The sequence below is a fragment of the Cyanobium sp. LEGE 06113 genome (assembly GCF_015207615.1).
The window spans coordinates 39,085-63,155 of the sequence record NZ_JADEWM010000007.1; the positions used below are offsets into that span (position 1 = coordinate 39,085).

A 24,071-nucleotide genomic window follows, 5' to 3' on the forward strand; every position below is an offset into this window, starting at 1 on the left:
CCTCCCCGCTGGGGATCGGCTGGCAGCACCGGCAGGCGTTCAGCGCTCACGGACTCTCGATGGCGGTGCGTAGACTCTCGCAACCCAACCTCCCAGCTGCATGGCGAACACTCCTGCTGGAAAGTCGTCCCCGGTCTACGACTGGTTCGAGGAGCGTCTTGAAATCCAGGCGATCGCCGACGACATCTCGGCAAAGTACGTGCCACCGCACGTCAACATTTTTTACTGCTTGGGCGGCATCACCCTGGTGTGCTTCCTGATCCAGTTCGCGACGGGCTTCGCGATGACGTTTTATTACAAGCCCACCGTGGCTGAGGCCTACGCCTCGGTGCAGTACCTGATGAGCGATGTCAGCTTCGGCTGGCTGATCCGCTCGGTGCACCGCTGGAGTGCCTCGATGATGGTTCTGATGCTGATCCTGCACGTGTTCCGCGTCTACCTCACTGGTGGCTTCAAACGGCCCCGCGAGCTCACCTGGGTCACCGGCGTGACCATGGCCGTGATCACCGTCTCCTTTGGCGTCACCGGCTATTCCCTTCCCTGGGATCAGGTCGGCTACTGGGCCGTCAAGATCGTGAGCGGCGTTCCTGCGGCCGTGCCTGTCGTCGGCGACTTCATGGTGGAACTGCTGCGTGGTGGTGAGTCCGTGGGCCAGTCCACCCTCACCCGCTTCTACAGCCTGCATACCTTCGTGATGCCCTGGCTCCTGGCGGTGTTCATGCTCATGCACTTCCTGATGATCCGCAAGCAGGGCATCTCCGGCCCGTTGTGACCCTTCGAGACAGCTTGTCTCGCCTGCCTGCCCGGCACCCCTAGCCTCCCCAAACACCAGCGATCCCTGCGAGCGGCACCAGCCATGCACATCCTCAAGAAACCAGATCTCACCGACCCCGCCCTTCGCGCCAAGCTTGCCAAGGGCATGGGTCACAACTACTACGGTGAGCCCGCCTGGCCAAACGATCTCCTCTACATGTTTCCGGTGGTGATCCTCGGAACCATCGGCTGCATCGTGGGGCTGTCGGTGCTTGACCCCGCCATGCTCGCGGACAAGGCCGATCCCTTTGCCACGCCTCTGGAAATCCTGCCTGAGTGGTACCTCTACCCGGTGTTCCAGATCCTGCGGGTGGTGCCCAACAAGCTGCTCGGCATTGCCCTGCAGACGATGATCCCCCTGGGCCTGATGTTGATCCCCTTCATCGAGAGTTTCAACAAGTTCCAGAACCCCTTCCGTCGCCCCGTGGCCATGGCCGTCTTCCTGTTCGGCACGGCTTTCACTATCTACCTAGGCATCGGTGCGGCCCTGCCGATCGACAAGTCCCTCACGCTTGGTCTGTTCTGAACCTCAGCGGGTTCTGAATGTCGTTCTCGACAACGCCTTCGCCCCGTTCAGCTTCTCAGCCGCGACCTGGATCGCGGCTTTTTGCTGGCCATGCTCATCCCTGCCGATGCAGACCGGGCTCCAGATCCAGCAGGGTCACATCCTGGGGTTTGACACGCAGGATGTGGTGCAGGAGCAGGAATCCCACGATCGTCCAGGTCTGGTAGGTGCGGGCCTGCTGGCCTACCCAGGTGCCGGTGGGCCCATCGAAGTATTCAGCCCACTGCTGGCGCGGCAGCTGGTTCAGCTGGCTCCAGTAGCACTCTTCCAGCATGGCCGTCATCTGGCCCATCAGCAGCACATCGGCTTCCGGATGGCGCTCCCCGTGCAGCAGGATCGCGCCTCCCAGGAACCACAGCAGGCAGGGCCAATGCCCCCCGTTGTGGTAGCTCCAGGGCCAGTTCTTGGGGTCTGATCCGGTCTTGTTGCGCCACTCATCGGCCTCCATCGGCGGATGGCAGATGCGCATCGGCATCTGGGCCATCAGATCGGCGCGGTTGTGCAGCACCAGCCGGAACAGGGCCCGTTGCTGTGGTGCCGTGAGCAGGCCGAACATGCAGGCCAGGGAGTTGCCGAGGCTGTAGAAGCGGAAGTCCGGCCGGCCGGTGCGGATGTTGCCGATCAGGTAGCCGCCACGGTTCTCGAGCCAGTCCTGGAGCCAGGGGGGGATCACCTGGGGCTGCACGTTGAATTCGTTTTCGTGCTGATGATCGCCGTACTGCTCCGTGGGGCGACGGCGCAGCACCTGCATGGTCTTGCTGGTCACCCAGTAGTGCTTCAACAGGAACGAGCGCAGATCGTGTTGCCACTGCCGCGTCAGTTCCAGCCGCTGGTCCAGCAGCCGGCTCGTGGAACTCGTCTTGGCCAGCTCCATCAGGTTGCAGCAGCTGCGCAGGCAACCGAACAACAGCACCTCCACCTCCAGGGGGGCGCCCCAGACGTCCATGGGACGGTCAATCATGAAGGCGCAGTCCGGCACAAACAGCACCGGGTTGCCCTCAAAGCTCGGATGCAGCACCAGGTCGAGCAGCAGCTGCACGCCGCGTTGCACCCGCTGGCTCGTGGCGAACTCCACGTCGCGGCTGCGCTTCACATAGAGCCAGCACAGCACGGGCCACCACAGGCTGGCATCCACGGAGGTGATGCGTCCGATCGAGCGCTGGCCATAATCCGCCAGCACCTTCCCCTCTGTTTCCACGAAGCTGGTGGGGAAGACGCCTCGGGTCTGGTAACGGGTGCTCTGCAGGTCGAGGCAGACGCTGAGGAAATTGCGCACGATCTCGTAGCGCCCCTGCAACAGCAGGTACACCATCACCGGCACGTTGTCGCGCAGGAACACTTCGCCGTAGTTGGCTTCGGTGGCTCTGCGGGGGTGCTCCAGGGCCGCCACCGATCCCACCAGCTCGCCGCCCACGCGCACAAGGGTGCGCTCGAAGTGGTCGCGGGCCCGGCTCACCACCGCCTCCTCCCGGGAGCTGGGCCGGACGCGGAGGCGTTCCTGACTGGATTGGGGTGCCATCCAAATGGGGGCGTGGCCCGGAGGCCGGCGTCCTGACCTTAAGCAGCGTGGTGGTGTTGGTCAGCCTTTCGACGCGTTTCCGTAGATCGCCGCCCAGGCCCTGGGCTTGGTCAGCCCAACGCTCGGTGGGGGTGCCGCTAAGCAGGGCAGCAGCGCTTGACAGCCTCGGCAACCGGCATGGTATGTTCATGTGCTGCACGCCTGAAGCGGAAGCTGAAGCGGGCAGGCTTACAGAGATGGAAGAGCGCCTGCGAGAGCGGCCCTTCGGTGCTGTAGGTTTCTTAGGTCGCTGCGAGGCGACAGCCACCGAGAGCTTCTGGAAACGGGAGTGGAGGTAGCAGAACCTGGACAACCGAAACGTTTAGGAACTGACGCTTTCACTGCGTCAGTGCTTCTTGAGTGTGTGCTTGCTGAGCTGAGCCTGTGAAAGGGCGAGGTTGAGCGGGGATGGTTAAGGAGTATTGACGAAAGAGCAGTGAAGGTGTGAGGTCCCGTCAAAAAAACAATAGCAACTGGTATTGAGCTGTTGATGATGTGATTGCTTCTCACGAGTGACCATGTTGTTGAAGGATAGTTTGATGCTGGAAGCGAACCGGATCTGAGATCTGGGAAAGTCACCAGGTTGTTATGAACGAGAGTTGATGGCGATCAGGTGCACTCTTTGAAACCATTTTACCGAATGGGGCGAGCGCTTAAGACGATGGCTTGTGGCTGACTGGATGCTTCGGCATGAAGGAAGGCATGGGTGGTTGATTTTAGGAGTGAGCAAGCCGAGTTGAGGATGAGCAGGAGAGATCTTGTTTGTTTTAGAGGACCGGTCTACAACGGAGAGTTTGATCCTGGCTCAGGATGAACGCTGGCGGCGTGCTTAACACATGCAAGTCGAACGAGCCTTCGGGCTAGTGGCGGACGGGTGAGTAACGCGTGAGAATCTGCCCTCAGGAGGGGGATAACGGCTGGAAACGGCCGCTAATACCCCATATGCCGCGAGGTGAAATGAGAAATCGCCTGAGGATGAGCTCGCGTCTGATTAGCTAGTTGGTGGGGTAAGAGCCTACCAAGGCATCGATCAGTAGCTGGTCTGAGAGGATGATCAGCCACACTGGGACTGAGACACGGCCCAGACTCCTACGGGAGGCAGCAGTGGGGAATTTTCCGCAATGGGCGCAAGCCTGACGGAGCAACGCCGCGTGAGGGATGAAGGCCTCTGGGCTGTAAACCTCTTTTCTCAAGGAAGAAGAACTGACGGTACTTGAGGAATAAGCCACGGCTAATTCCGTGCCAGCAGCCGCGGTAATACGGGAGTGGCAAGCGTTATCCGGAATTATTGGGCGTAAAGCGTCCGCAGGCGGTCTTGAAAGTCTGTTGTTAAAGCGTGGAGCTCAACTCCATTTCAGCAATGGAAACTAGAAGACTAGAGTGTGGTAGGGGCAGAGGGAATTCCCGGTGTAGCGGTGAAATGCGTAGATATCGGGAAGAACACCAGTGGCGAAGGCGCTCTGCTGGGCCATAACTGACGCTCATGGACGAAAGCCAGGGGAGCGAAAGGGATTAGATACCCCTGTAGTCCTGGCCGTAAACGATGAACACTAGGTGTCGGGGGAATCGACCCCCTCGGTGTCGTAGCCAACGCGTTAAGTGTTCCGCCTGGGGAGTACGCACGCAAGTGTGAAACTCAAAGGAATTGACGGGGGCCCGCACAAGCGGTGGAGTATGTGGTTTAATTCGATGCAACGCGAAGAACCTTACCAGGGTTTGACATCCTGCGAATCTTTTGGAAACAGAAGAGTGCCTTCGGGAGCGCAGAGACAGGTGGTGCATGGCTGTCGTCAGCTCGTGTCGTGAGATGTTGGGTTAAGTCCCGCAACGAGCGCAACCCACGTCTTTAGTTGCCAGCATTGAGTTGGGCACTCTAGAGAGACCGCCGGTGATAAACCGGAGGAAGGTGTGGATGACGTCAAGTCATCATGCCCCTTACATCCTGGGCTACACACGTACTACAATGCTACGGACAGAGGGCAGCAAACTCGCGAGAGCTAGCAAATCCCATAAACCGTGGCTCAGTTCAGATCGTAGGCTGCAACTCGCYACGTGAAGGAGGAATCGCTAGTAATCGCAGGTCAGCATACTGCGGTGAATACGTTCCCGGGCCTTGTACACACCGCCCGTCACACCATGGAAGTTGGCCATGCCCGAAGTCGTTACTCCAACCCTTGTGGAGGAGGACGCCGAAGGTGGGGCTGATGACTGGGGTGAAGTCGTAACAAGGTAGCCGTACCGGAAGGTGCGGCTGGATCACCTCCTAACAGGGAGACAATAACTGATCATGATGTCTGAGCGCTGAGAACCATCCAGTCTTTGTGGCTGTTGGTAGGAAGCACTTTTTGTCTCAGGCCATGGTCCTGTCATCTCGAAGGTCGATCGGTACCTCAAGGAGGCAAGCGCAGAACAGATCCGGCATGCAAGCCAGGTTGTCATCAGGGATCAGCACACCGCAAGGTGAGTTGAGATCAGGTGATGCCTTGGTGGAAGTGTTGTGGTGTGGGAGAGCGTGAAGCCTTTTTCAGTTCCTAAACGTTGTCTAGGTCACCCCCCTGAGGGTAAGCCCAAGCCGTGTGATCGGTTTGGAAATCTCCTGGGCCATTAGCTCAGGTGGTTAGAGCGCACCCCTGATAAGGGTGAGGTCCCTGGTTCAAGTCCAGGATGGCCCATTCATGTCTGGGGGTTTAGCTCAGTTGGTAGAGCGCCTGCTTTGCAAGCAGGATGTCAGCGGTTCGAGTCCGCTAACCTCCATTCAAGTGTAGGTTCTCAGACTAGTTCTCAGATCAATTCTCAGAGTAGTTCTCAGAAACAGGAGATCAGTCCTGAGGGAGACGTGACCAAGACGGTATCGGTAACAGGACAGTATCGGTAAACCGGTATTGGTGTGAGCCCAAGCGCGACTCCAGCCTCATGCCTCCATCTTTTCAGGTGGTGGCATGATGCTGGACTCCCAGTAGCTAGAGCATTTTAGATGTTTTAGCGGCTGAGGGTTTGGCGAAGAACCTTGACAACTGCATAGGTGAATCTGGAAATAAAGCATCTCAATGGAATGTTTGATTTCAGATGGATTGAAAGATCCAGATGAGATCAAATCAATTCTATGAAGTTAAGAGCCGAGAACTTCCAGTGTTCTTAGCACTCCGCCGAGGAGTGAAGAGTTTGATCCTTCATTCAAACCGCAACCGCAAGGGAGCAGGTGAATGTTGAGAGAATAGGCCTCAACAGCCTGAAGCACTGGGAGATGAAATGGTCAAGCTACAAAGGGCTCACGGTGGATACCTTGGCACACAGAGGCGATGAAGGACGTAGTTACCTGCGATAAGTCTCGGGGAGCTGGAAACACGCATTGATCCGGGAATTTCCGAATGGGGCAACCCCTAGAACGGCCACCTGAATCCATAGGGTGGCGCGAGCCAACCCAGCGAACTGAAACATCTTAGTAGCTGGAGGAAAGGAAAGTAAAAACGACTCCCTCAGTAGCGGCGAGCGAACGGGGAAGAGCCTAAACCGATGCTTTCGAGCATCGGGGTTGTGGGACAGCAACGTGGACCAGGGACGTTAGGAGAAGCGTTTGAATGGCGCGCCATAGAGGGTGAAAGCCCCGTAACCGAAAACGAAACTGGCCTAGCTGAATCCCGAGTAGCACGGAGCACGTGAAATTCCGTGTGAATCCGCGAGGACCACCTCGTAAGGCTAAGTACTCCTGTGTGACCGATAGCGCAACAGTACCGCGAGGGAAAGGTGAAAAGAACCCCGGGAGGGGAGTGAAATAGAACATGAAACCGTGAGCTTACAAGCAATGGGAGCCCGACTGATCGGGTGACCGTGTGCCTGTTGAAGAATGAGCCGGCGACTTATAGGCACTGGCAGGTTAAACCGGAAATGGTGGAGCCATAGCGAAAGCGAGTCTGAATAGGGCGTTGGTCAGTGTTTATAGACCCGAACCCGGGTGATCTAACCATGGCCAGGATGAAGCTTGGGTGATACCAAGTGGAGGTCCGAACCGACTGGTGTTGAAAAACCAGCGGATGAGCTGTGGTTAGGGGTGAAATGCCAATCGAACCCGGAGCTAGCTGGTTCTCCCCGAAATACGTTGAGGCGTAGCGTCTTGTGCTCCAGCAGGGGGGTAAAGCCACCGTTTCGGTGCGGGCTGCGAGAGCGGTACCAAATCGAGACGAACTCTGAATACCCTGTGTGTAGCAAGGCAGTCAGACTGTGGGGGATAAGCTCCATGGTCGAAAGGGAAACAGCCCAGACCGCCAGCTAAGGTCCCCAAATCAATGCTGAGTGATAAAGGAGGTGGGATTGCCCAGACAACCAGGAGGTTTGCCCAGAAGCAGCCATCCTCAAAGGAGTGCGTAATAGCTCACTGGTCGAGCGATCCTGCGCCGAAAATGAACGGGGCTAAGCATTGTACCGAAGCTGCGGATTTAATTGTTCTTAGGAACAATCAAGTGGTAGGGGAGCGTTCCATGTGGGGTGAAGCGTTAGCGTAAGCGGGCGTGGACTGCATGGAAGTGAGAATGTCGGCTTGAGTAGCGAAAACATGGGTGAGAATCCCATGCCCCGAAACCCTAAGGGTTCCTCCGGCAGGCTCGTCCGCGGAGGGTTAGTCAGGACCTAAGGCGAGGCCGAAAGGCGTAGTCGATGGACAACAGGTTAACATTCCTGTACCTGTCATGTTTTGGGAAGGGGGACGGAGAAGGCTAGCCCAGCCAGACGTTGGTTACTGGTTCAAGCGTTCGAGGCGTTGAGGGGTGGAGAAAACATCCTGAGCTGAGGCGTGAGTACGAGCTGCTACGGCAGCGAAGTGGGTGACGTCAAGCTTCCAAGAAAAGCCCTATACCCGTTAAGGCATGATGGCCTGTACCCGAAACCGACACAGGTGGGGTGGTAGAGAATACCGAGGGGCGCGAGATAACTCTCTCTAAGGAACTCGGCAAAATGGCCCCGTAACTTCGGGAGAAGGGGTGCCACCGCAAGGTGGTCGCAGTGAAGAGGCCCAGGCGACTGTTTACCAAAAACACAGGTCTCCGCTAAGTCGCAAGACGATGTATGGGGGCTGACGCCTGCCCAGTGCCGGAAGGTTAAGGAAGCTGGTCAGCGTAAGCGAAGCTAGCGACTGAAGCCCCGGTGAACGGCGGCCGTAACTATAACGGTCCTAAGGTAGCGAAATTCCTTGTCGGGTAAGTTCCGACCCGCACGAAAGGCGTAACGATCTGGGCGCTGTCTCGGAGAGAGGCTCGGCGAAATAGAATTGTCTGTGAAGATGCGGACTACGTGCACCCGGACAGAAAGACCCTATGAAGCTTTACTGTAGCTTGGTATTGTGCTCGGGCTCGGAATGCGCAGGATAGGTGGGAGGCTATGAACCATTGCTTGTGGGTGATGGTGAGCCACTGGTGAGATACCACTCTTTCCGAGCTAGAGTTCTAACAGCCACCCGTTATCCGGGGGCTGGACAGTATCAGGTGGGCAGTTTGACTGGGGCGGTCGCCTCCTAAAAGGTAACGGAGGCGCGCAAAGGTTTGCTCAGGCTGGTTGGAAATCAGCGACGAGTGTAAAAGCAGAAGCAAGCTTGACTGTGAGACCTACAAGTCGAACAGGGAGGAAACTCGGCTTTAGTGATCCGACGGTTCTGCGTGGAAGGGCCGTCGCTCAACGGATAAAAGTTACTCTAGGGATAACAGGCTGATCTCCCCCAAGAGTTCACATCGACGGGGAGGTTTGGCACCTCGATGTCGGCTCATCGCAACCTGGGGCTGAAGTCGGTCCCAAGGGTTGGGCTGTTCGCCCATTAAAGCGGTACGCGAGCTGGGTTCAGAACGTCGTGAGACAGTTCGGTCCATATCCGGTGCATGCGCAGGAATATTGAGAGGATTTCTCCCTAGTACGAGAGGACCGGGAGGAACGCACCTCTGGTGTACCAGTTATCGTGCCAACGGTAAACGCTGGGTAGCCATGTGCGGAGAGGATAACCGCTGAAAGCATCTAAGTGGGAAGCCCACTCAAGATGAGTATTCCCATGGGTTAACCCAGTAAGGTCACGGGAAGAACACCCGTTGATAGGCTCTACGTGGAAGCGCAGTAATGTGTGAAGCGGAGGAGTACTAATAGACCGAGGGCTTGACCATCAACTCGAGCTCTTAACAGCTTGTTTCCAGAGGATGAGCAAGAGATGACCATCAAGGTTGTCTGGAGCTGATCTAACCTATGCAGTTCTCAGGGTTCAACCTGAGAGCAAGACAAGAAGCAGAAGACTCCATCATGAGTCTTCTATCCTGGTGTCCATGGCGCAGTGGAACCACACCGATCCATCTCGAACTCGGTTGTGAAACGCTGCAGCGCCGACGATAGTTGGGGGGAAGCCCCCTGAGAAAATAGGTCGATGCCAGGTAAAACTTTTTGTGCTTTGCTCCGATGATCAAAAGGTCACCCAAGAACGGGTGGCCTTTTTTTGTGCCTACTCTGTGGCCATGGACTCCTTGATTCAGATCCCGGTATCCGTGGGTGAGTTGATCGACAAACTCTCCATCCTTGAGTTGAAACTCAACCACCTCGAAGGAGTGGCCTTCGAGCACGTCCGTCAGGAGCATCAGTTGTTGGAGGCGGTCTTGGCGGATGCCCCCCTGGTTGTGCCTACCGATCTCCAGCAACAGCTCCAGGCTGTCAATACCCAGCTGTGGGAGGCTGAGGACGGCATCCGTGCCAAGGAGCGGTCCCAGGACTTCGGCGCCTCTTTCGTGGAGCTGGCCCGAAGCATCTACCGCCTCAACGATCGGCGTTCCGCCATCAAACGGGCCATCAATCTCGCCTGCGGCAGTCCCCTGATTGAGGAAAAGCTCTACGCCTTGCCGCAGCGACAGGGCGAGATCCGTCCTACTTCGCCTCCATCCAGTTCGGGCCAGCCCCCGTCTCCACCACCAGCGGCACGCTGAGCTGCATGGCCTGCTCCATGGTGCGGCGGGTGAGTGCCAGCACCGCCTCAGCGGCCTCGGGGGCGGCTTCCAGCACCAGTTCATCGTGCACCTGCAGGAGCAGCCTGGCCGGCAGGCCCTCGTGCTCAAGACGCCCCTGCAGTTGCACCATGGCCAGCTTGATGATGTCGGCACTGGAGCCCTGGATCGGCGCGTTGGCCGCAGCCCGCAGCTGCTGGGCCTCAAGGCCGCCGCGGCGGGCCAGCTCCAGATCCAGGCTCAGCGGGTCTTTACCCAGGTAGCGGCCCAGGCCGCCCGGATCAAAGGCAAAGGGCCGCCGCCGCCCCAGGATCGTCTCCACATAGCCGCGGCTGAGGGCCAGCCGTTCCTGCAGTTCCAGGAAGGCGAACACCTTGGGGTAGCGCTGCCGGTAGCGGCTCAGGAAGTCCTTGGCGGCGGCCTGGCTCACACCGGTCTCCCGGGCAAAGCGCTGGGCTCCCATGCCGTAGATCACGCCGAAGTTGATCGTCTTGCCCAGCCGCCGCTCCTCGCTGCTCACCTCCTCCTTCTCCAGCAACAGCCGCGCCGTCAGGGCGTGCACGTCGTCCCCGTTGCGGTAGGCCTCCACCAGCACCTCTTCGCCGCAGAGATGGGTGAGGATGCGCAGCTCGATCTGGGAGTAGTCGGCGCTGATCAGCGTCCAGCCCTCCTGGGGCAGGAAGGCCTTGCGGATCCGCCTGGAGAACTCCGTGCGGATGGGGATGTTCTGCAGGTTCGGATGGCTGCTGCTGAGCCGGCCGGTGGCCGTCACCGCCTGGTTGAAGTCCGTGTGCACCCTGCCCGTTTCCGGCTCCACCAGGCTGGGGAGGGCATCCACGTAGGTGCTCTTGAGCTTGCTGAGCACGCGGTGTTCCAGCACAAGGGGCACCACGGGATGGTCGTCCTCCAGTTTTTCGAGCACGGTGGCGTCGGTGCTCCAGCCCGTCTTGGTGCGCCGCGACTTCCTGCGCTCCAGTCCCAGGGTGTCGAACAGCAGCTCCCCCAGCTGCTTCGGGCTGGCCAGGTTGAAGTCCACCCCCGCTGCGGCTCTGGCCTCGGCTTCCAGCCGCTCCAGGGTGGTGCCCAGGGAGCTCCCCAGCTCCTTGAGGTAGGCGGTGTCGATGGTGATGCCCGTGGCTTCCATCAGCGCGAGCACCGGCTCCAGGGGCAGCTCCACCTGATCCAGCAGGGCGGGCAGGGCCGGGCCCAGGGCCTCGAGTTCCCGGCGCAGCAGCGGCGCCAGCCGCCTGGTCACGTGCACATCCATGCCGCAGTAGTGGGCGGCTGCCTCGATCGGCACAGCCGCGAAGCTGGCGCCCTTGGGCACCAGCTCCCCATAGCTGGTGGGCGTGAAGCCGAAGTTGCGCTGCGCCAGCACCTCCAGGCCGTGCTTGGCGTTGGCATCGCGCAGGTAATCCGCCAGCAGGGTATCCATCACCACCCCGCGCAGCTCCAGGCCGTGGCGCAGCAGCACCAGCCGGTCGTACTTGGCGTTCTGCAGCGCCTTGGGGTGGCCTGGGCTGGCCAGCCAGGTGGCCAGGGCCGTGAGCACCTGCTCCAGGGGCAGCTGGACCGGGGGGGGCGGTGGCGGGCTGAGCAGATCGTCAGCGATGGCGGCCTGGTGGCCGATCGGGATGTAGGCCAGCTCGGCGACTCCTTCCCCCCAGGCCACGCCGATCCCCACCAGCTCGGCCTGAAACGGATTCAGGGCCGTGGTTTCGGTGTCGAGGGCCACGGGACTTTGGGGATCGCTGCAGCCCTGCAGTCGTTCCACCAGCTCTGCAAGGGCCTCGGCAGTGGTGATCAGCTGCGGCACCAGGGCGGGTGGTTCGCTCTGCTGCCTGTCCTGTGGCTCGGAATCCGCTGGTAGCGACCCAGGCTGCTCCGATCCTGTCGAGTGGGGGGCGCCAGAAGGCTCGGGATGCGGAGAGGCCTGCTCTTTGCCGAGGGTTGCACGCTTCGCTGGCTTGCTTGCAGCAGCGCTGGCCCCGGCTGGCGTGGCTTCAGGGGCGGGCGGCTCCGCCGAGAACAGCGCCGCGAAGCGCTCCACCTGCCTGGCCAGGCTGTGCAGCTCCAGCTCCTCCAGGCTGGTGCGCAGGGCGTCACAGTCCACGGCCCCGAGCCGCAGCCGCGGCGGCTGCGGCAGGGGGATGTCCACCAGGATTTCGGCCAGCATGCGAGACAGGTAGGCCTTGTCGCGGCCTTCCTGCATGCGGCCGATCAGAGCCCCCTTGAGCACTCCCTTGGGGTCCTTCGCCTTGGCGCCGCCCTGCTCCAGCTCCGCCAGGGCCTGGTAGATCCCATCGAGGTGCTGGTAGGCCGCCAGCAGGTTGATCGCGGTCTTGGGACCCACGCCCTTGACCCCTGGGATGTTGTCGCTGCTGTCGCCGGTGAGCGCCTTGAGGTCCACCACCTCTTCGGGCGTCACGCCCAGCTTCGCCACCACCCCCTCGCGGCGCACCTCCAGGGGGCCGCTGTTCCTGGCGTAGGGGCCGCCGCCCATGTAGAGCACGGCGATGTCGCGGCTGTCATCCACCAGCTGGAACAGATCGCGATCGCCCGAGAGGATGCGCACCCGCCAGCCTTCGTTGGCCGCCTGGTTGGCCAGGGTTCCGAGCACGTCGTCGGCCTCGTAGCCCGGGGCCATGCACAGGGGGATGTCCAGGCTCTCCTGCAGGATCGTCTGCAGGTTGGCGAGGTCCTGGAAGAAGGCTTCGGGGGCCTCATCCCGATGGGCCTTGTAGGTGTCGTCGGCCTGATGGCGGAAGGTGGGCTCGGCGGTGTCGAAGGCCACCACCAGCCCCTGGGGTTGCAGGCCCTTGCAGTGGTCGAGCAGGGCCTTGAGGAAGCCGTAGGTCACCGAGGTGGGCACCCCCTCGCGGGTGCTCAGCCCCCCTTCGCCCCCCTTGGTGAGGGCGTAGTAGCTGCGGAAGGCGAGCGAATGGCCGTCGATCAACAGCAGCAGCGGCCTGGCGCTGTCGGGTTCCGCTGCTGCCACGCCTGTCCTGATCGTTCCAAGCCCCAGCCTGCCATCCACCCTCCGCTAGGCCATCCTGGGCACACGCCTTGCCGGTGATCTCCTCTGCCATGTCCCGCATCCCCCGGCGCTATGCCGTTCACCTCCACCTCAGCGGCGGCCAGACCCAGACGGTGATGTTCCCGCGCCTGGAGGGCTTTCAGGAGTGGTATGGCGGCCTGCTCACCGCCACGGCCCCCGACACCTTTGTGAATGTGCCGATCTCCGAGCTCGACGGGGAATACCTGGTGGTGCGCCCCTCAGCGGTGATCGGCATCCATGTGGAGCCCCGGTTCAGTGCTGCTGATGATGCATGACCCCTGAGCGACTGGGGCTGCTCTGGGGTGTCACGGTGTTCTCCGGCGCCGTGGCCCAGGCCCTGGCCTGGCTCACGGGTCTGCCCGGAGTGGTGCTGCTGCTGAGTTCCGGGCTCCTGATCGGCCGGGCTGGCCTGGGCCTGGTGGAGCCCCTCGACCTCGGCGATGGCCTCGAGACCGTGGTGGGTCTGTTCGTGAGCCTGGTGCTGTTCGATGGCGGCCTCAACCTGCGCCTGCCGGACGACGGCACCCGCCAGGCCGTGCTGCGTATCGTGGGGGTGCGCCTGGTGCTGGCACTGGTGGGTGGGCTGCTGCTGGGCCATGGCCTGGCCGGCCTCAACTGGCCCCTGGCGGCGGTGTTCAGCGCCATCGTGCTGGCCACCGGGCCCACGGTGGTGACCCCCCTGGTGCGCCAGATCGGTCTGCGCCCCCCCCTTGGGGAAGTGCTGGAGGGGGAGGGGCTGGTGCTGGAGCCGATCGGGGCCGTGCTCGCCCTGCTGCTGCTGGAACTGGTGCTCGGCAACCTGCACGGTTGGCGCGAACTGGCCACGGGCCTGCTGCTGCGCCTGGGGGGCGGTGTGGCCCTGGGGGCCGCCTGTGGCTGGCTGCTGGCGGAGGTGTTGCGGCGGCTGCCGGAGGAGCCGCGCACCGATCCGCTGAGGCTGCAGCTCACCCTCGGCACCCTCTTTTTGATGTTCACCGGTGCCGAGCAGGTGCTGGCCGAGTCGGGGCTGCCGGCCGCCGTGGCCGCCGGGGTGGTGGTGGGTCGACGGCTTGAGAGCGATGCCGCCGAGCTCGACGCCCTGATCCGGCAGCTGGCCCAGCTGGCGATCACGATGCTGTTTCCGCTGCTGGCCGCCGACGTGAGCTTTGCCCAGCTGAGTCCGCTGGGATGGGGGGGCGTGGCCTGTGTGCTCTGCCTGATGCTGGTGTTGCGCCCCCTGTCGATCGCCCTGGCCACCTGGGGGATGGGGTTCAGCCTGCCTCAGCAGGCCGTGCTCAGCTGGCTGGCGCCCAGAGGCATCGTGACCGCCGCCGTGGCCAGCCTGTTCGCCATCCGCCTGGAGCAGGCGGGCGTGGTGGGTGCCGGCCGGCTGCAGGGCCTGGTGTTCCTCACGATCCTGCTCACGGTGGGGCTGCAGGGCCTGAGCGCAGGCCCCCTGGTGAGCTGGCTCGGCCTCAATCAGTCAGGCAGTGAAAAGCCCAAGGCCGGCGCCGCCTCAGAGGCCGCGGGAGATCCGCCGCCGATCCTCCCCGCTGCGGTGGAGCAGCAGCCAGGTGGCCACTAGGTCGGGGCCCTGCAGGCTGCCCAGCAGCACGGCCCGCAGACTCTTCATCAGCACCCCTTTCTTGACGCCTGCCTGCTTGGCGGCCGCTGTGAGCAGCACCTGAGCCTGATCGGCCTCCAGCATCCCTTCCGGCAGCAGCCCCTCCAGGGCCGTCAGGCTCTGCCTGGCGCCGGGAACCTCCAGCTGCTGGCTGGCGGCCTCCTGCAGAGGTGGCAGACAGAAAAAGGGCTCGGCCTGCTCGACGCCGTCCTGCAGCAGGGTGAGGGAGGGGCCGATCAGGGCGCAGAGCTCGCGCTGCCAGTGGGGGTCGGCCTGGGCCTCGGCGGCCTGGTCGTGCCCTGGCGCCGGCCAGCCCCGCGCCGCCCACAGGGGCAGCAGCTGCTGCCGCAGGCCCTCCGGTCCCTGCTCATGCAGCACCTGGCCATTGAGCCAGTTGAGCTTGTCCCAGTCGAAGCGGGCCCCGGCCCGGTTCACCCGCTCGAAGCCGAACACCCGCGCCGCCTCCTCCAGGCTGAAGCGCTCGCCCATGCCCTCAGGCGGCGACCAGCCCAGCAGCGTCATGTAGTTGGCCAGGGCCGCCGCCGTGTAGCCCATGGCCTGGAAATCGCTGATCGAGGTCACGCCGTCGCGCTTCGAGAGCTTCTTGCCGGCCTGGTTGAGGATCAGCGGGGTGTGGGCGAACACGGGGGGCTCCAGGCCCAGGGCCTCGTAGAGGAGCAGCTGTTTGGCGGTGTTGGCGATGTGGTCTTCGCCGCGGATCACGTGGCTGATCGCCATGGCGGCATCGTCCACCACCACCACCAGGTTGTAGAGGGGGTCGCCGATCCGATCGGCCGGTGCGCGGCGGGCGATCACCATGTCGCCGCCCAGGTCTGCGCCGGCCCAACGCATGGCACCGCGCACCAGGTCGTTCCAGCCGATGCTGCGGCCGTCGTCGATGCGGAAGCGGATCACGGGTTCCCGCCCCTCAGCGATGAAGGCCTGCTGCTGCTCGGGGCTGAGCGAGCGGTGGCGGTTGTCGTAGCGGGGGGCCTGCTTGCTGGCCGCCTGCAGCTCGCGCATGGCGGTGAGTTCGGCCTCGCTGGCGTAGCAGCGGTAGGCATGGCCGGAGTCCAGCAGTTGCTGGATGGCCGCCTGGTGGGCTTCCTGCCGCTGGCTCTGGATCACCGGCTCACCGTCCCAGTCCAGGCCCAGCCAGCGCAGGCCCTCAAGGATGTTGGCGGTGAATTCGGGACGGCTGCGCTCGCGGTCAGTGTCTTCGATGCGCAGCAGGAAGCGGCCGCCGTGGTGCTGGGCAAACAGCCAGTTGAACACCGCCGTGCGGGCTGTGCCGATGTGCAGGGTGCCGGTGGGGCTGGGGGCGAGACGAACGCGTACCGCGCCAGCTGAAGTCACCTGCTGCACTCCATGGGAACCACCGGCCGGAGCAGGACCAGTGGAGGGGAAACGGGACTGACGGGATTCGAACCCGCAACTTCCGCCGTGACAGGGCGGTGCTCTAACCGGTTGAACTACAGTCCCAAACAGGTCAAGGACCCTGGCGGGCCATCGGGTGATCTGACCCTTGGCGTGGTCGCGGTGGCTGGCTGGGCGGAGAGGACCAAGGTCCCCAGCGCTCAGGCCGGATCTCGACCTTGAAAGTATCTGTGATCACTGGCCCCAACGTCAACAGGTGAGGGGACCAGCAGGCTGTGGGCCAGGGCGGCAGGCTCAGGGACGAAAGCCTGCCGGCTCGATCAGGCGCACCTGATTGCCGCGGGCCGTGAATTCGCGGCCCTGATCACTCTGTACAACCACCCGGCCACCGGATTTGACCCGGATCACCCGGGCCCGAACCCAGCCCAGAGCGGCAGACTCGAGCACCTTGACGACATCACCGGGTTGTAGATCCAACTCCATGTCCGGAACCAGGAAACAGCAGGTGGGGACATCGAACGCGCCGTGGAGGACTTGAACCCCCGACATCAGGTTTTGGAGACCTGCGTTCTACCAACTGAACTAACGGCGCAGGGCCGATGTCCCCAGTGAGACATTGACGAAACCGACCGGAACCTCCTTGCGGAGAATCCTTCAGCGGTCGAAGCGTTGCTTGACCCTGGTGGCTTTCCCCACCCGATCGCGCAGGTAGAACAGCTTCGCCCGGCGCACCTTACCGCGTCGCTCCACGCTCACGGAAGCCACCTGGGGGCTGTGCAGGAGGAAGATCCGCTCCACGCCCACGCCCTGGAAGATCCGCCGCACCGTGATCGTGGCGTGCAGGCCGCCGTGACGCTTGGCGATCACGACGCCCTCGTAGGGCTGAACCCGCTCCTTGTTTCCTTCACGGATGCGCACGCCCACCTTGACGGTGTCGCCCACGTAGATCTCAGGCAGGTCGCTCTTGAGCTGCTCGTTCTCGAAGGCCTGCATCAGCGCGTAGGCGCTGAGCTTGCCCGTGGTGACCTGGGCGGCAGCCCCGGCTGTTGCCTCTGGCGTCACCGTGGCCTCTGCTGTCACGGTCTCTGCCTCCTCACTGGTGTCGTCCTGGATCTGCTGGTCCTGGGTGTCCTCAACCGCCATCTCAACTCCGCGTCGCCTGGCCAAACCACCAGTGTACGGGCTGGGGGTCACCCTCCCGTGCGATTCAGCTGACGCTGCAGCCGCTGCACGGCCATGGCGCCACCGCTGAGCAGCATCCAGAGCAGCCCCAGACCGTTGAAGAGCACATAGATGGTCTCGCCGTTGGGTCCGAACCACTGCTTCAACCACTCGCCCTCGTGCAACAGCATCAGCACGTGGGCCTGGTCGCGGCCCAGGCCGGCCCAGTCGCGCAGCAGCCGGTAGGACACCCCTGTGGACACCGTGAGCAGCAGGGGCAGCAGCACCAGCGGCGCCACGGCGGCATGGGCCTGGCGCAGGCGCAGCAGCATCGCCGCGGAGGGCCTGGGCTGGGACGGCTTCGCCTGGGAGGGTTCCGCCTGGGACGGTTTCACGCTGAGCCGGTGCGGAGGGCGCTTGGGGGCTGGCAGGGCGGCGGACCGAAGGCCTGCCGGCAACGGACCCCATGATGGGACCGCTGCCGTAGATGGGGCCGGATCTCCATGGAGGCCCGGGCCCGCCAGAATCAGCGGTAACCGTGCCCGTCCCCGCCGATCCGAATGAACCTGTTTGCCGATCTGCTGGCCAGCACCCGCGCCACCACCGCCCCCTCGCCCCTGGTGCAGGCCGGGCCACGCATCCAGAAGAGCCGCCGTGGCGTCGAGGTGAAATCGGCGCGGGAAATCGCCACCATGCGAAAGGCCAGCCGCATCGTGGCCACCGTGCTGCGCGAGATCATGGCGATGGCTGCTCCCGGCATGACCACCGCTGATCTCGATGCCCATGCCGAGAGCCGCATCAGGGCCATGGGCGCCGTGCCCAGCTTCAAGGGCTACCACGGCTTTCCAGCCAGCATCTGCGCCTCGATCAACAACGAGGTGGTGCACGGCATCCCCAGCGCCAGACGGGTGATCAAGGCGGGCGACCTGCTCAAGGTGGACACGGGCGCCTACTTCGAGGGCTACCACGGGGACAGCTGCGTGACGCTCTGCGTGGGCGAGGAGACGCCTGAACCGGCCCGGCGCCTCGCCCGGGTGGCCCAGGAAGCGCTGATGCAGGGCCTCGCCCACATCAAGGCCGGCAACACCCTGCTGGATATCGCCGGCGCCGTGCAGGACCACGTGGAGGCCCATGGCTACGCGGTGGTGGAGGACTACACCGGCCACGGCGTGGGGCGCAACCTGCACGAGGAGCCCTCGGTGTTCAACTACCGCACCCGCGATCTGCCCAACATGACCCTGCGGGCCGGCATGACCCTGGCGGTGGAGCCGATCCTGAATGCCGGCAGCAAGGCCTGCCGCACCCTCAAGGACCGCTGGACCGTGGTGACCGTGGACGGCAGCCTCTCGGCCCAGTGGGAGCACACGATCGTGGTGAGCTCCGATGGCTGCGAGATCCTCACCGACCGCGACTTCTGAGCCTCAGGGACTGGCCTGAGGACGGCTGAAGGCCCGGAAGTAGAGCCAGCGGCCCAGGGCCGAGAGCGGCATTGTCACGTAGGTGAGGGGGTTGGGGGTCACGATGATCAGTCCCCAGTTCAGTTCGGCCTGGCGCAGCACCAGGGCCGCCACCAGATCGGGCGGCATCACGCCGATCGGGTTGAGGTCGGAGCGGAAGGGCCCCAGCACCAGGCGCCGCAGCCGCAGCTTGTCGCCCAGTTCCAGCGAGCGCAGGCTCAACAGCTGGCCCATCAGGCGTTTGCTTATCTCATAGAGCGGGCTCAGGGCCGGCTGCACTTCGGCCTCCGAGGTGTTGACCCACACCTCCGGGCGTGGTCGCTCCCTGCTGGCTCCCCCCCGCCCGCGCTCGGCCGTCGCTGTGGCAAACAGCTCCAGCAGGCGCCAGCTGCTCAGGGCGTTCACCTCCAGGGAGCTGGCCACCGCCTGCTCGGAGCGGCAGCCATGCACGTTGATGCCGTGGTTGAGCACCAGCACGTCCACCTCCTGAAGCAACGGGCCCAGCTTCTGCTCCTCGCCCACCTGCCAGAGCACCTGCTGGAGCGGGATCGGCCGGCCGGCGCTGTCGCGCAGGTCGAGGCGGGCCGGCCCCGAGCTGAGGGCGATCAGGCGGGCGCCGCGGCGGTGCCACTGGCGCAGCAGCGCCTGGCCCAGGGATCCACTCGCCCCGGTGATCGCCACCGTGGGGGGCTGGGAGCGCGGAGCTGAAGGGGCCATCAAGGCACGACCACGGGAATGCAGAACTCTGCAGGCGAGCTCCTGGGCACACCGTATGCGGCTGGGCCAGCTGCCTGGGCAGCCCGGGCCTGCAGCCCTTGGCCCGCCCTAGATTGACCAAACCGGCAGCCCTCGGCGAGGTTGATCTATGGCCCCCACCTTGCTGATCGGCTCCTGTGAACCGTTCAGTGGCAAGTCGGCCGTGGTGCTCGGTCTGGCTCGGCGCCTGCGCCGCCAGGGTCTGGCGGTTCACTTCGGCAAGCCCCTGGCCACCACTCTTGATGGCGAGGAGCTTCCCCCAGCCGGTGAACCGCTGCTGGATGCGGATGTGCGCTTTGTGGGGGCCACGCTCGGGCTGGAATCGCAGCAGCTGATTCCCTCCCTCGATGCCCTGGAGCCCGCCGTGGCCCGCCAGCGGCTGTTGGCGGCGGATCTGGATCCAGGCGTGGGCTTTGCCCAGCTCAGGCAGAGGTTGGCGCAGGACTTTGACGGTGTGGCCCTGCTGGAGGCCGCCGGCACCCTGCATGAAGGCCTGCTCTACGGGCTCAGCCTGCCCCAGCTGGCCCGGGGGCTGGACGCCCCGGTGCTGCTGGTGCAGCCCTGGACCGACAGCCGCAGTGTGGATTCTCTGCTTGAGGCCAAGGCCCGCCTGGGCGATCAGCTGCTCGGTGTGGCGCTCAATGCCGTGGATCCCGCCATGGTGCCCCAGCTCGGCCAGGACATCGTGCCCGCCCTCGAGCAGCTCGGCCTGCCGGTGCTGGCGGTGATGCCCCGCAGTCCGTTGCTGCGCAGCGTCACCGTGGAGGAGCTGGCCCGCCGTCTCGGCGCCCAGGTGCTCTGTTGCCGCGACCGCCTCGATCTGCTGGTGGAGACCCTTTCGATCGGGGCCATGAACGTGAATTCGGCGATGGAGTTCTTCCGCCGCCGCCGCAACATGGCCGTGGTGACCGGTGCCGACCGCACCGACATCCAGCTGGCTGCCCTGGAGGCCTCCACCCAGTGCCTGATCCTCACCGGGGCGGGCGACCCGCTGCCCCAGCTGCTGACCCGCGCCGAGGAGCTGGATGTGCCCCTCCTCAAGGTGGACCACGACACCCTCACCACGGTGGAAGTGATCGAGCGGGCCTTTGGCCACGTGCGGCTGCATGAGGCGGTCAAGGCCACCTATGCGGTGCGCCTGGTGGAGGAACACTTCGATTTCGAGCGTCTTTTCACTCGCCTACGCTTGCCCGCAATGGCGCAATAACGCTGCTAGTTTCATGGCGCAGCCTGCGATCTTGCGGTGACCCGATCCCTGGATCTTCCCTCCATCGAACGGATCGACACCCTGGCTCAGGAGCTCGCCATGCTCCAGGACACCAGCAAGCGCAGGATCGCCATCCTGGGCAGCCGCCATGTGCCGGTGGTGTCGATCCACCTGGTGGAGGTGATGGCGCGCTCCCTGGCCCAGGAGGGCCACAATCTGATCACCTCGGGGGCCCAGGGTGTGAACGCCGCGGTGATTCGCAGCGTTCTGGAGATCGATCCCTCCCGTCTCACCGTGCTGCTGCCCCAGAGCCTGGATCGCCAGCCCAGTGAGTCACGCGATCAGCTCGAACGGGTGCTGCATCTGATCGAGAAGCCCGAGCACGACGAGCTGCCCCTGCCGATGGCCAGCAGCCTCTGCAATCAGGACATCATCACCCGCTGTGACCAGCTGATCTGCTACGCCTTCCATGACAGTGAAACGCTGTTGGCCAGCGTGCGGGTGGCCGAAGACATGGGCAAGGTGGTGAGCCTGCTCTATTTCGACTGATCCTGATGCGTTGACCAGAATCAGCCGGCGAGGGCGAGCACAGCCCTGAGCCCGGCCACGTAGAGGATGCCGCTGCAGAGCACTCCGGCGGCCCAGCACAGCCCCCGCACGGGCGCCAGATTGCCGATGTAGGCCCCCAGGTAGGCCAGCCGCAGGGCCGGATGCAGCCAGGCTGCCGCCACCACCGCCGGCCCTGCGGCCCCCGCCACCAGGCAGAGCAGCACGGCGGGAGCATGCAGTGTGAAGGCCTCGAAACTGTTCTGATGGGCCCAGCTGGCGCGCTTGCCCCAGGCCGGCAGCCGCTCGAACATGGCCCGTGGCGCCTGCAGGTCGTCCAGGCTGAAGTCGGCCTGGGAGCGGGCCGCCCCCAGGGGCACCGTGCTCAGCAGCACCACGGCCCCAGCCAGCGCCAGGGACCAGGCCAGGGGAACAGCGGCGATGGTGACGCTCATGGTGGCCCGGGATCGCGTGGTGGTTGCGCCAGCATGATCGCAGCCGCCTCGGCCAGGATCAGGCGGCGCTCCGGCACGCCATGACCTCCTCCGCTTCCGCTGCCTCGCCTGCGTCAGCGGCGGTTCCGCCCAACTGGATCGACAACCGCCATCCCCTCGGGCGCCTGATCGCCCTGCTGCTGGCCGTGGAGCCCCTGCGGCGATTGATGTTCCTGCAGGCGCGCCAGCTGATCATCCGCACGGCCGAAGGCCGCGGCATCGCCTGGCGAGCCCGCCGACAGGTGCTGCAGCAGCAGGCTGAGCCCCTGCTGGCGGCGAGCCGCAACCCCCACACCGGCACCCCCGCCTACTACCGGGCCCGCTTTCACGCCTATCAGCAGGGCAATCTCTGCTGGCAGGCGGCCTGTGAAGCCGAGCAGGCCACCGATGCCATGGCCCTGCGGGTCTGGCCGGATGAAGCCCTCACGCCATCCCAGGCCCAACAGCGTCTGCGGCAGGCGATCTTCGCGGCGATCGAACCCAGCCTCCAGGGCCGCCCGCTGCGGGACGCCCTTGACCTGGGCTGCTCGGTGGGGGTTGGAACCCTCGCCCTCAAGCACTGGCTGGAGCAGCGCCAGCAGGCGGCGGTGAACGTGCAGGGGCTCGATCTCTCGCCCGAGATGCTGGCCGTGGCCAGGGTGCGCGATGCCGGCCAGGAGATTCACACCTGGCACCATGCGGCGGCCGAGGCCACCGGCCTGCCGGACGCGTGCATGGATCTGATCACCCTGCAGTTCGTGTGCCATGAACTGCCTGCCGCCGCCACCAGGGCCGTGCTGGCTGAGGCCTTCCGGTTGCTGCGGCCGTCGGGGGTGATCGCCCTGGTCGACCAGGACCCTGGCTCGGCGGTGATCCGCCGCCTGCCCGCCCCGATCGCCACCCTGCTCAAGAGCACCGAGCCCTACCTGGAGGACTACTTCCGCCTGGATCTGCCGGCCGCCCTGGCCGAGGCTGGCTTCCAGGCGGTGCGGGGCGAGGCCTGCGACCCGAGGCACCGGGTGCTGGTGGCCGTGCGCTGAGCGCCAGGGCCGTTTTCTACGCTGAGACCCGCACCCCGCGCTTCCCCTGTCCATGGCTGACACCTATTCCTTCGATGTGGTCTCGGATTTCGACCGCCAGGAACTGGTGAACACCCTCGACCAGGTGCGCCGGGATGTGGGCCAGCGCTACGACCTCAAGGACTCGGCCACCGAGATCGCCCTGGAGGAGACCAGCCTCACCATCACCACCGCCACGGACATGACCCTGCAGGCGGTGGAGGACGTGCTGCGCCAGAAGGCCACCAAGCGCAACCTCTCCCTCAAGATCTTCGACTTCCAGACCGCCGAGGCCGTGGGCGGCAACCGGGTGAAGCAGGAGGTGAAGCTGCGCAAGGGCCTCAGCAAGGAGCTGGCCAAGGATCTCAGCAAGGTGGTGCGCGACAACCTCAAGAAGGTGTCCGTGGCGATCCAGGGCGAGAGCCTGCGGATCACCGCCAAGAGCAAGGACGATCTCCAGGCGGCGATCCAACTGCTCAGGGACCAGGAGGTGGAAGTGCCGCTGCAGTTCGAGAACTACCGTTGACCCAAGCATCTGGCAAGCCCCCTAGGCGGCGTTGGCTTGTGCCCACTGTTGGCTTGGATCGCGTCTTGTCATGCCATCTAGCAGGAGCGATGTCAAGGCTGCATTTCATCCCGGATCCTGATCCAGTTGATCGACTGTCCGACCTCGACAACTCAGGGGCTTTCGTTACCTTGTAGTTTCAAGACCCTTTGCTTTTTGATGACTGATTGGAAGCTCCACGGACTTCCCGCCTGGATGGGCAAGCGTGAGAACAGTCGAGGTGTTCTCCGGCTCTCAGCACGCTCTGGTTGGGCCGGGAAATCTGTGGTCGATCGGACGGTGATTTCTGGGAGTCGATCTCTCGGTCTTCGCATGCCCTTAGTCCCTGGAAGGGCGTCCTAAGTATCTTTCAACATTTAGCCAAAACTTTTCTGACTTTCTAAACAATGACTTTTAGAGTTCGCAACGTGCCCTCATGGGTCAACCGCAAAGTCAATCGAAAGGGCGTGCTCCGTTTCTCTGGCAATTCCACCTGGAAGGGGCAGCCTGTTGTAGGACGAATCAAGGTGAGGCTGTCTGGTAAGGACGACGTCACAGGCGTTCGTTTCGACCGGATGATGCAGGCCAGCTACGACGTCAGAGGTACACGGGGGCGAAATCGGTTTGTCTGGGGATCTCAGGCTGGTGCGATCACCAAGCGGGTCAATACTGTTGTTGACTTCCGTAAGGATCTAGCTCGCGATGTTCTCGTGTTCAGAAATAAAACACCCAAAGATCCTGTGGTTCATATGCAGCGCTTTAGGGTCAGAAACTTTGGATCTAATGACATCATCAGACTTAAAAATCTTGGTATCACAGTTCGCCAGAGAGACCTGCGGCGCATGGGTGATGGCCGCTACATGATTCCTGGTGTTGATCCATCGAAAATGGTGGTCATGAATATCCTCAACTGATGGATGAGGGGCTTTCCCTGAT

19 protein-coding genes, 4 tRNA genes and 3 rRNA genes are annotated in these 24,071 nt (G+C 63.5%); 16 read left to right on the top strand and 10 right to left on the bottom strand.

Features of this window, described 5'->3' with window-relative positions:
• Window positions 1-100 precede the first annotated feature (100 nt).
• Together petB and petD are read left to right on the top strand one after the other, a co-directional pair.
• Window positions 101-772 (top strand): cytochrome b6, encoded by a 672-nt coding sequence (gene petB, locus IQ220_RS11940; protein ID WP_186697214.1) that lies wholly within the window; start codon window positions 101-103, stop codon window positions 770-772.
• Window positions 773-856: 84 nt separating this feature from the next.
• The gene (gene petD, locus IQ220_RS11945; RefSeq protein ID WP_186697213.1) at window positions 857-1,339 is read left to right on the top strand and encodes a cytochrome b6-f complex subunit IV; all 483 of its coding nucleotides are present in this window, start codon (window positions 857-859) and stop codon (window positions 1,337-1,339) included.
• 94 nt (window positions 1,340-1,433) lie between these two features.
• On the opposite strand, the gene IQ220_RS11950 is transcribed toward petD, so the two are convergent.
• The gene (locus tag IQ220_RS11950) at window positions 1,434-2,897 is read right to left on the bottom strand and encodes a glycoside hydrolase 100 family protein (protein ID WP_186697212.1); all 1,464 of its coding nucleotides are present in this window, start codon (window positions 2,895-2,897) and stop codon (window positions 1,434-1,436) included.
• 821 nt (window positions 2,898-3,718) lie between these two features.
• Here IQ220_RS11950 and IQ220_RS11955 point away from each other — a divergent pair.
• From IQ220_RS11955 to IQ220_RS11980, 6 genes are all read left to right on the top strand, one after another.
• Window positions 3,719-5,203 (top strand): 16S ribosomal RNA (locus IQ220_RS11955).
• A gap of 331 nt (window positions 5,204-5,534) precedes the next feature.
• A tRNA-Ile gene (locus IQ220_RS11960) sits at window positions 5,535-5,608 on the top strand.
• Between the two features lie 9 nt (window positions 5,609-5,617).
• A tRNA-Ala gene (locus IQ220_RS11965) sits at window positions 5,618-5,690 on the top strand.
• Between the two features lie 497 nt (window positions 5,691-6,187).
• Window positions 6,188-9,073 (top strand): 23S ribosomal RNA (locus IQ220_RS11970).
• A 146-nt stretch (window positions 9,074-9,219) separates the two neighbouring features.
• Window positions 9,220-9,336: ribosomal RNA gene (rrf, locus tag IQ220_RS11975) — 5S ribosomal RNA — on the top strand.
• The 16S, 23S and 5S rRNA genes sit together here with 2 tRNA genes alongside, the layout of an rRNA operon.
• A gap of 79 nt (window positions 9,337-9,415) precedes the next feature.
• Window positions 9,416-9,877 carry a DUF6165 family protein gene (locus tag IQ220_RS11980; RefSeq protein ID WP_228009171.1) on the top strand — a complete coding sequence of 154 codons (462 nt, stop codon included), beginning with the start codon at window positions 9,416-9,418 and terminating at the stop codon, window positions 9,875-9,877.
• On the opposite strand, the gene polA is transcribed toward IQ220_RS11980, so the two are convergent.
• A complete protein-coding gene (gene polA / locus IQ220_RS11985; protein ID WP_186699102.1) occupies window positions 9,819-12,893 on the bottom strand; it encodes a DNA polymerase I in 3,075 nt (1,024 codons plus the stop codon). The two genes, IQ220_RS11980 and polA, sit on opposite strands and share 59 nt — an antisense overlap.
• 89 nt (window positions 12,894-12,982) lie before the next feature.
• Between polA and IQ220_RS11990 the strand changes: the two genes are divergently transcribed.
• A complete protein-coding gene (locus IQ220_RS11990) occupies window positions 12,983-13,228 on the top strand; it encodes a hypothetical protein (protein ID WP_193814193.1) in 246 nt (81 codons plus the stop codon).
• On the top strand, window positions 13,225-14,517 hold the full coding sequence (locus IQ220_RS11995) for a cation:proton antiporter (protein WP_193915244.1): 1,293 nt from the start codon (window positions 13,225-13,227) through the stop codon (window positions 14,515-14,517). Before IQ220_RS11990 ends, IQ220_RS11995 begins: the two co-directional genes overlap by 4 nt.
• Here the strand turns inward: IQ220_RS11995 and gltX are convergent.
• The 6 genes from gltX to IQ220_RS12025 form a co-directional block, all read right to left on the bottom strand.
• Complete coding sequence (gltX, locus tag IQ220_RS12000) at window positions 14,449-15,912, bottom strand: glutamate--tRNA ligase (RefSeq protein ID WP_193915246.1); 1,464 nt, start codon at window positions 15,910-15,912, stop codon at window positions 14,449-14,451. The two genes, IQ220_RS11995 and gltX, sit on opposite strands and share 69 nt — an antisense overlap.
• 52 nt (window positions 15,913-15,964) lie before the next feature.
• Window positions 15,965-16,038 (bottom strand) — tRNA-Asp (locus IQ220_RS12005).
• Between the two features lie 189 nt (window positions 16,039-16,227).
• The gene (locus IQ220_RS12010) at window positions 16,228-16,416 is read right to left on the bottom strand and encodes a hyperconserved protein Hcp (protein WP_006043540.1); all 189 of its coding nucleotides are present in this window, start codon (window positions 16,414-16,416) and stop codon (window positions 16,228-16,230) included.
• Window positions 16,417-16,452: 36 nt separating this feature from the next.
• Window positions 16,453-16,525 (bottom strand) — tRNA-Trp (locus IQ220_RS12015).
• Between the two features lie 62 nt (window positions 16,526-16,587).
• On the bottom strand, window positions 16,588-17,076 hold the full coding sequence (gene rplS, locus IQ220_RS12020; protein WP_225875792.1) for a 50S ribosomal protein L19: 489 nt from the start codon (window positions 17,074-17,076) through the stop codon (window positions 16,588-16,590).
• 47 nt (window positions 17,077-17,123) lie between these two features.
• Entirely contained in the window at window positions 17,124-17,426 is a 303-nt protein-coding gene (locus IQ220_RS12025) for a peptidase (protein ID WP_193915360.1), read from the bottom strand.
• 228 nt (window positions 17,427-17,654) lie between these two features.
• On the opposite strand from IQ220_RS12025, the gene map reads away from it, so the two are divergent.
• Window positions 17,655-18,512, top strand: coding sequence for a type I methionyl aminopeptidase (gene map, locus IQ220_RS12030; RefSeq protein WP_186699109.1), 858 nt, complete (start codon window positions 17,655-17,657; stop codon window positions 18,510-18,512).
• Between the two features lie 3 nt (window positions 18,513-18,515).
• On the opposite strand, the gene IQ220_RS12035 is transcribed toward map, so the two are convergent.
• Window positions 18,516-19,268, bottom strand: a complete 753-nt coding sequence (locus IQ220_RS12035; protein WP_186699111.1) for an NAD-dependent epimerase/dehydratase family protein — start codon at window positions 19,266-19,268, stop codon at window positions 18,516-18,518.
• A 148-nt stretch (window positions 19,269-19,416) separates the two neighbouring features.
• On the opposite strand from IQ220_RS12035, the gene IQ220_RS12040 reads away from it, so the two are divergent.
• Together IQ220_RS12040 and IQ220_RS12045 are read left to right on the top strand one after the other, a co-directional pair.
• Window positions 19,417-20,514 (top strand): phosphotransacetylase family protein, encoded by a 1,098-nt coding sequence (locus IQ220_RS12040; RefSeq protein WP_186699113.1) that lies wholly within the window; start codon window positions 19,417-19,419, stop codon window positions 20,512-20,514.
• 36 nt (window positions 20,515-20,550) lie between these two features.
• Window positions 20,551-21,063, top strand: a complete 513-nt coding sequence (locus tag IQ220_RS12045; RefSeq protein ID WP_186699115.1) for a DNA-processing protein DprA — start codon at window positions 20,551-20,553, stop codon at window positions 21,061-21,063.
• Window positions 21,064-21,083: 20 nt separating this feature from the next.
• On the opposite strand, the gene IQ220_RS12050 is transcribed toward IQ220_RS12045, so the two are convergent.
• Window positions 21,084-21,515: an MAPEG family protein gene (locus tag IQ220_RS12050; protein WP_193915248.1), complete on the bottom strand. Its 432-nt coding sequence runs from the start codon at window positions 21,513-21,515 to the stop codon at window positions 21,084-21,086.
• 80 nt (window positions 21,516-21,595) lie between these two features.
• Between IQ220_RS12050 and IQ220_RS12055 the strand changes: the two genes are divergently transcribed.
• The 3 genes from IQ220_RS12055 (at window position 21,596) to IQ220_RS12065 (ending at window position 24,049) form a co-directional block, all read left to right on the top strand.
• Complete coding sequence (locus IQ220_RS12055) at window positions 21,596-22,573, top strand: class I SAM-dependent methyltransferase (RefSeq protein ID WP_193915250.1); 978 nt, start codon at window positions 21,596-21,598, stop codon at window positions 22,571-22,573.
• 52 nt (window positions 22,574-22,625) lie between these two features.
• Window positions 22,626-23,117, top strand: coding sequence for a YajQ family cyclic di-GMP-binding protein (locus IQ220_RS12060; protein WP_193915252.1), 492 nt, complete (start codon window positions 22,626-22,628; stop codon window positions 23,115-23,117).
• 485 nt (window positions 23,118-23,602) lie between these two features.
• Window positions 23,603-24,049 carry a hypothetical protein gene (locus tag IQ220_RS12065; protein WP_193915254.1) on the top strand — a complete coding sequence of 149 codons (447 nt, stop codon included), beginning with the start codon at window positions 23,603-23,605 and terminating at the stop codon, window positions 24,047-24,049.
• Window positions 24,050-24,071: the final 22 nt, after the last annotated feature.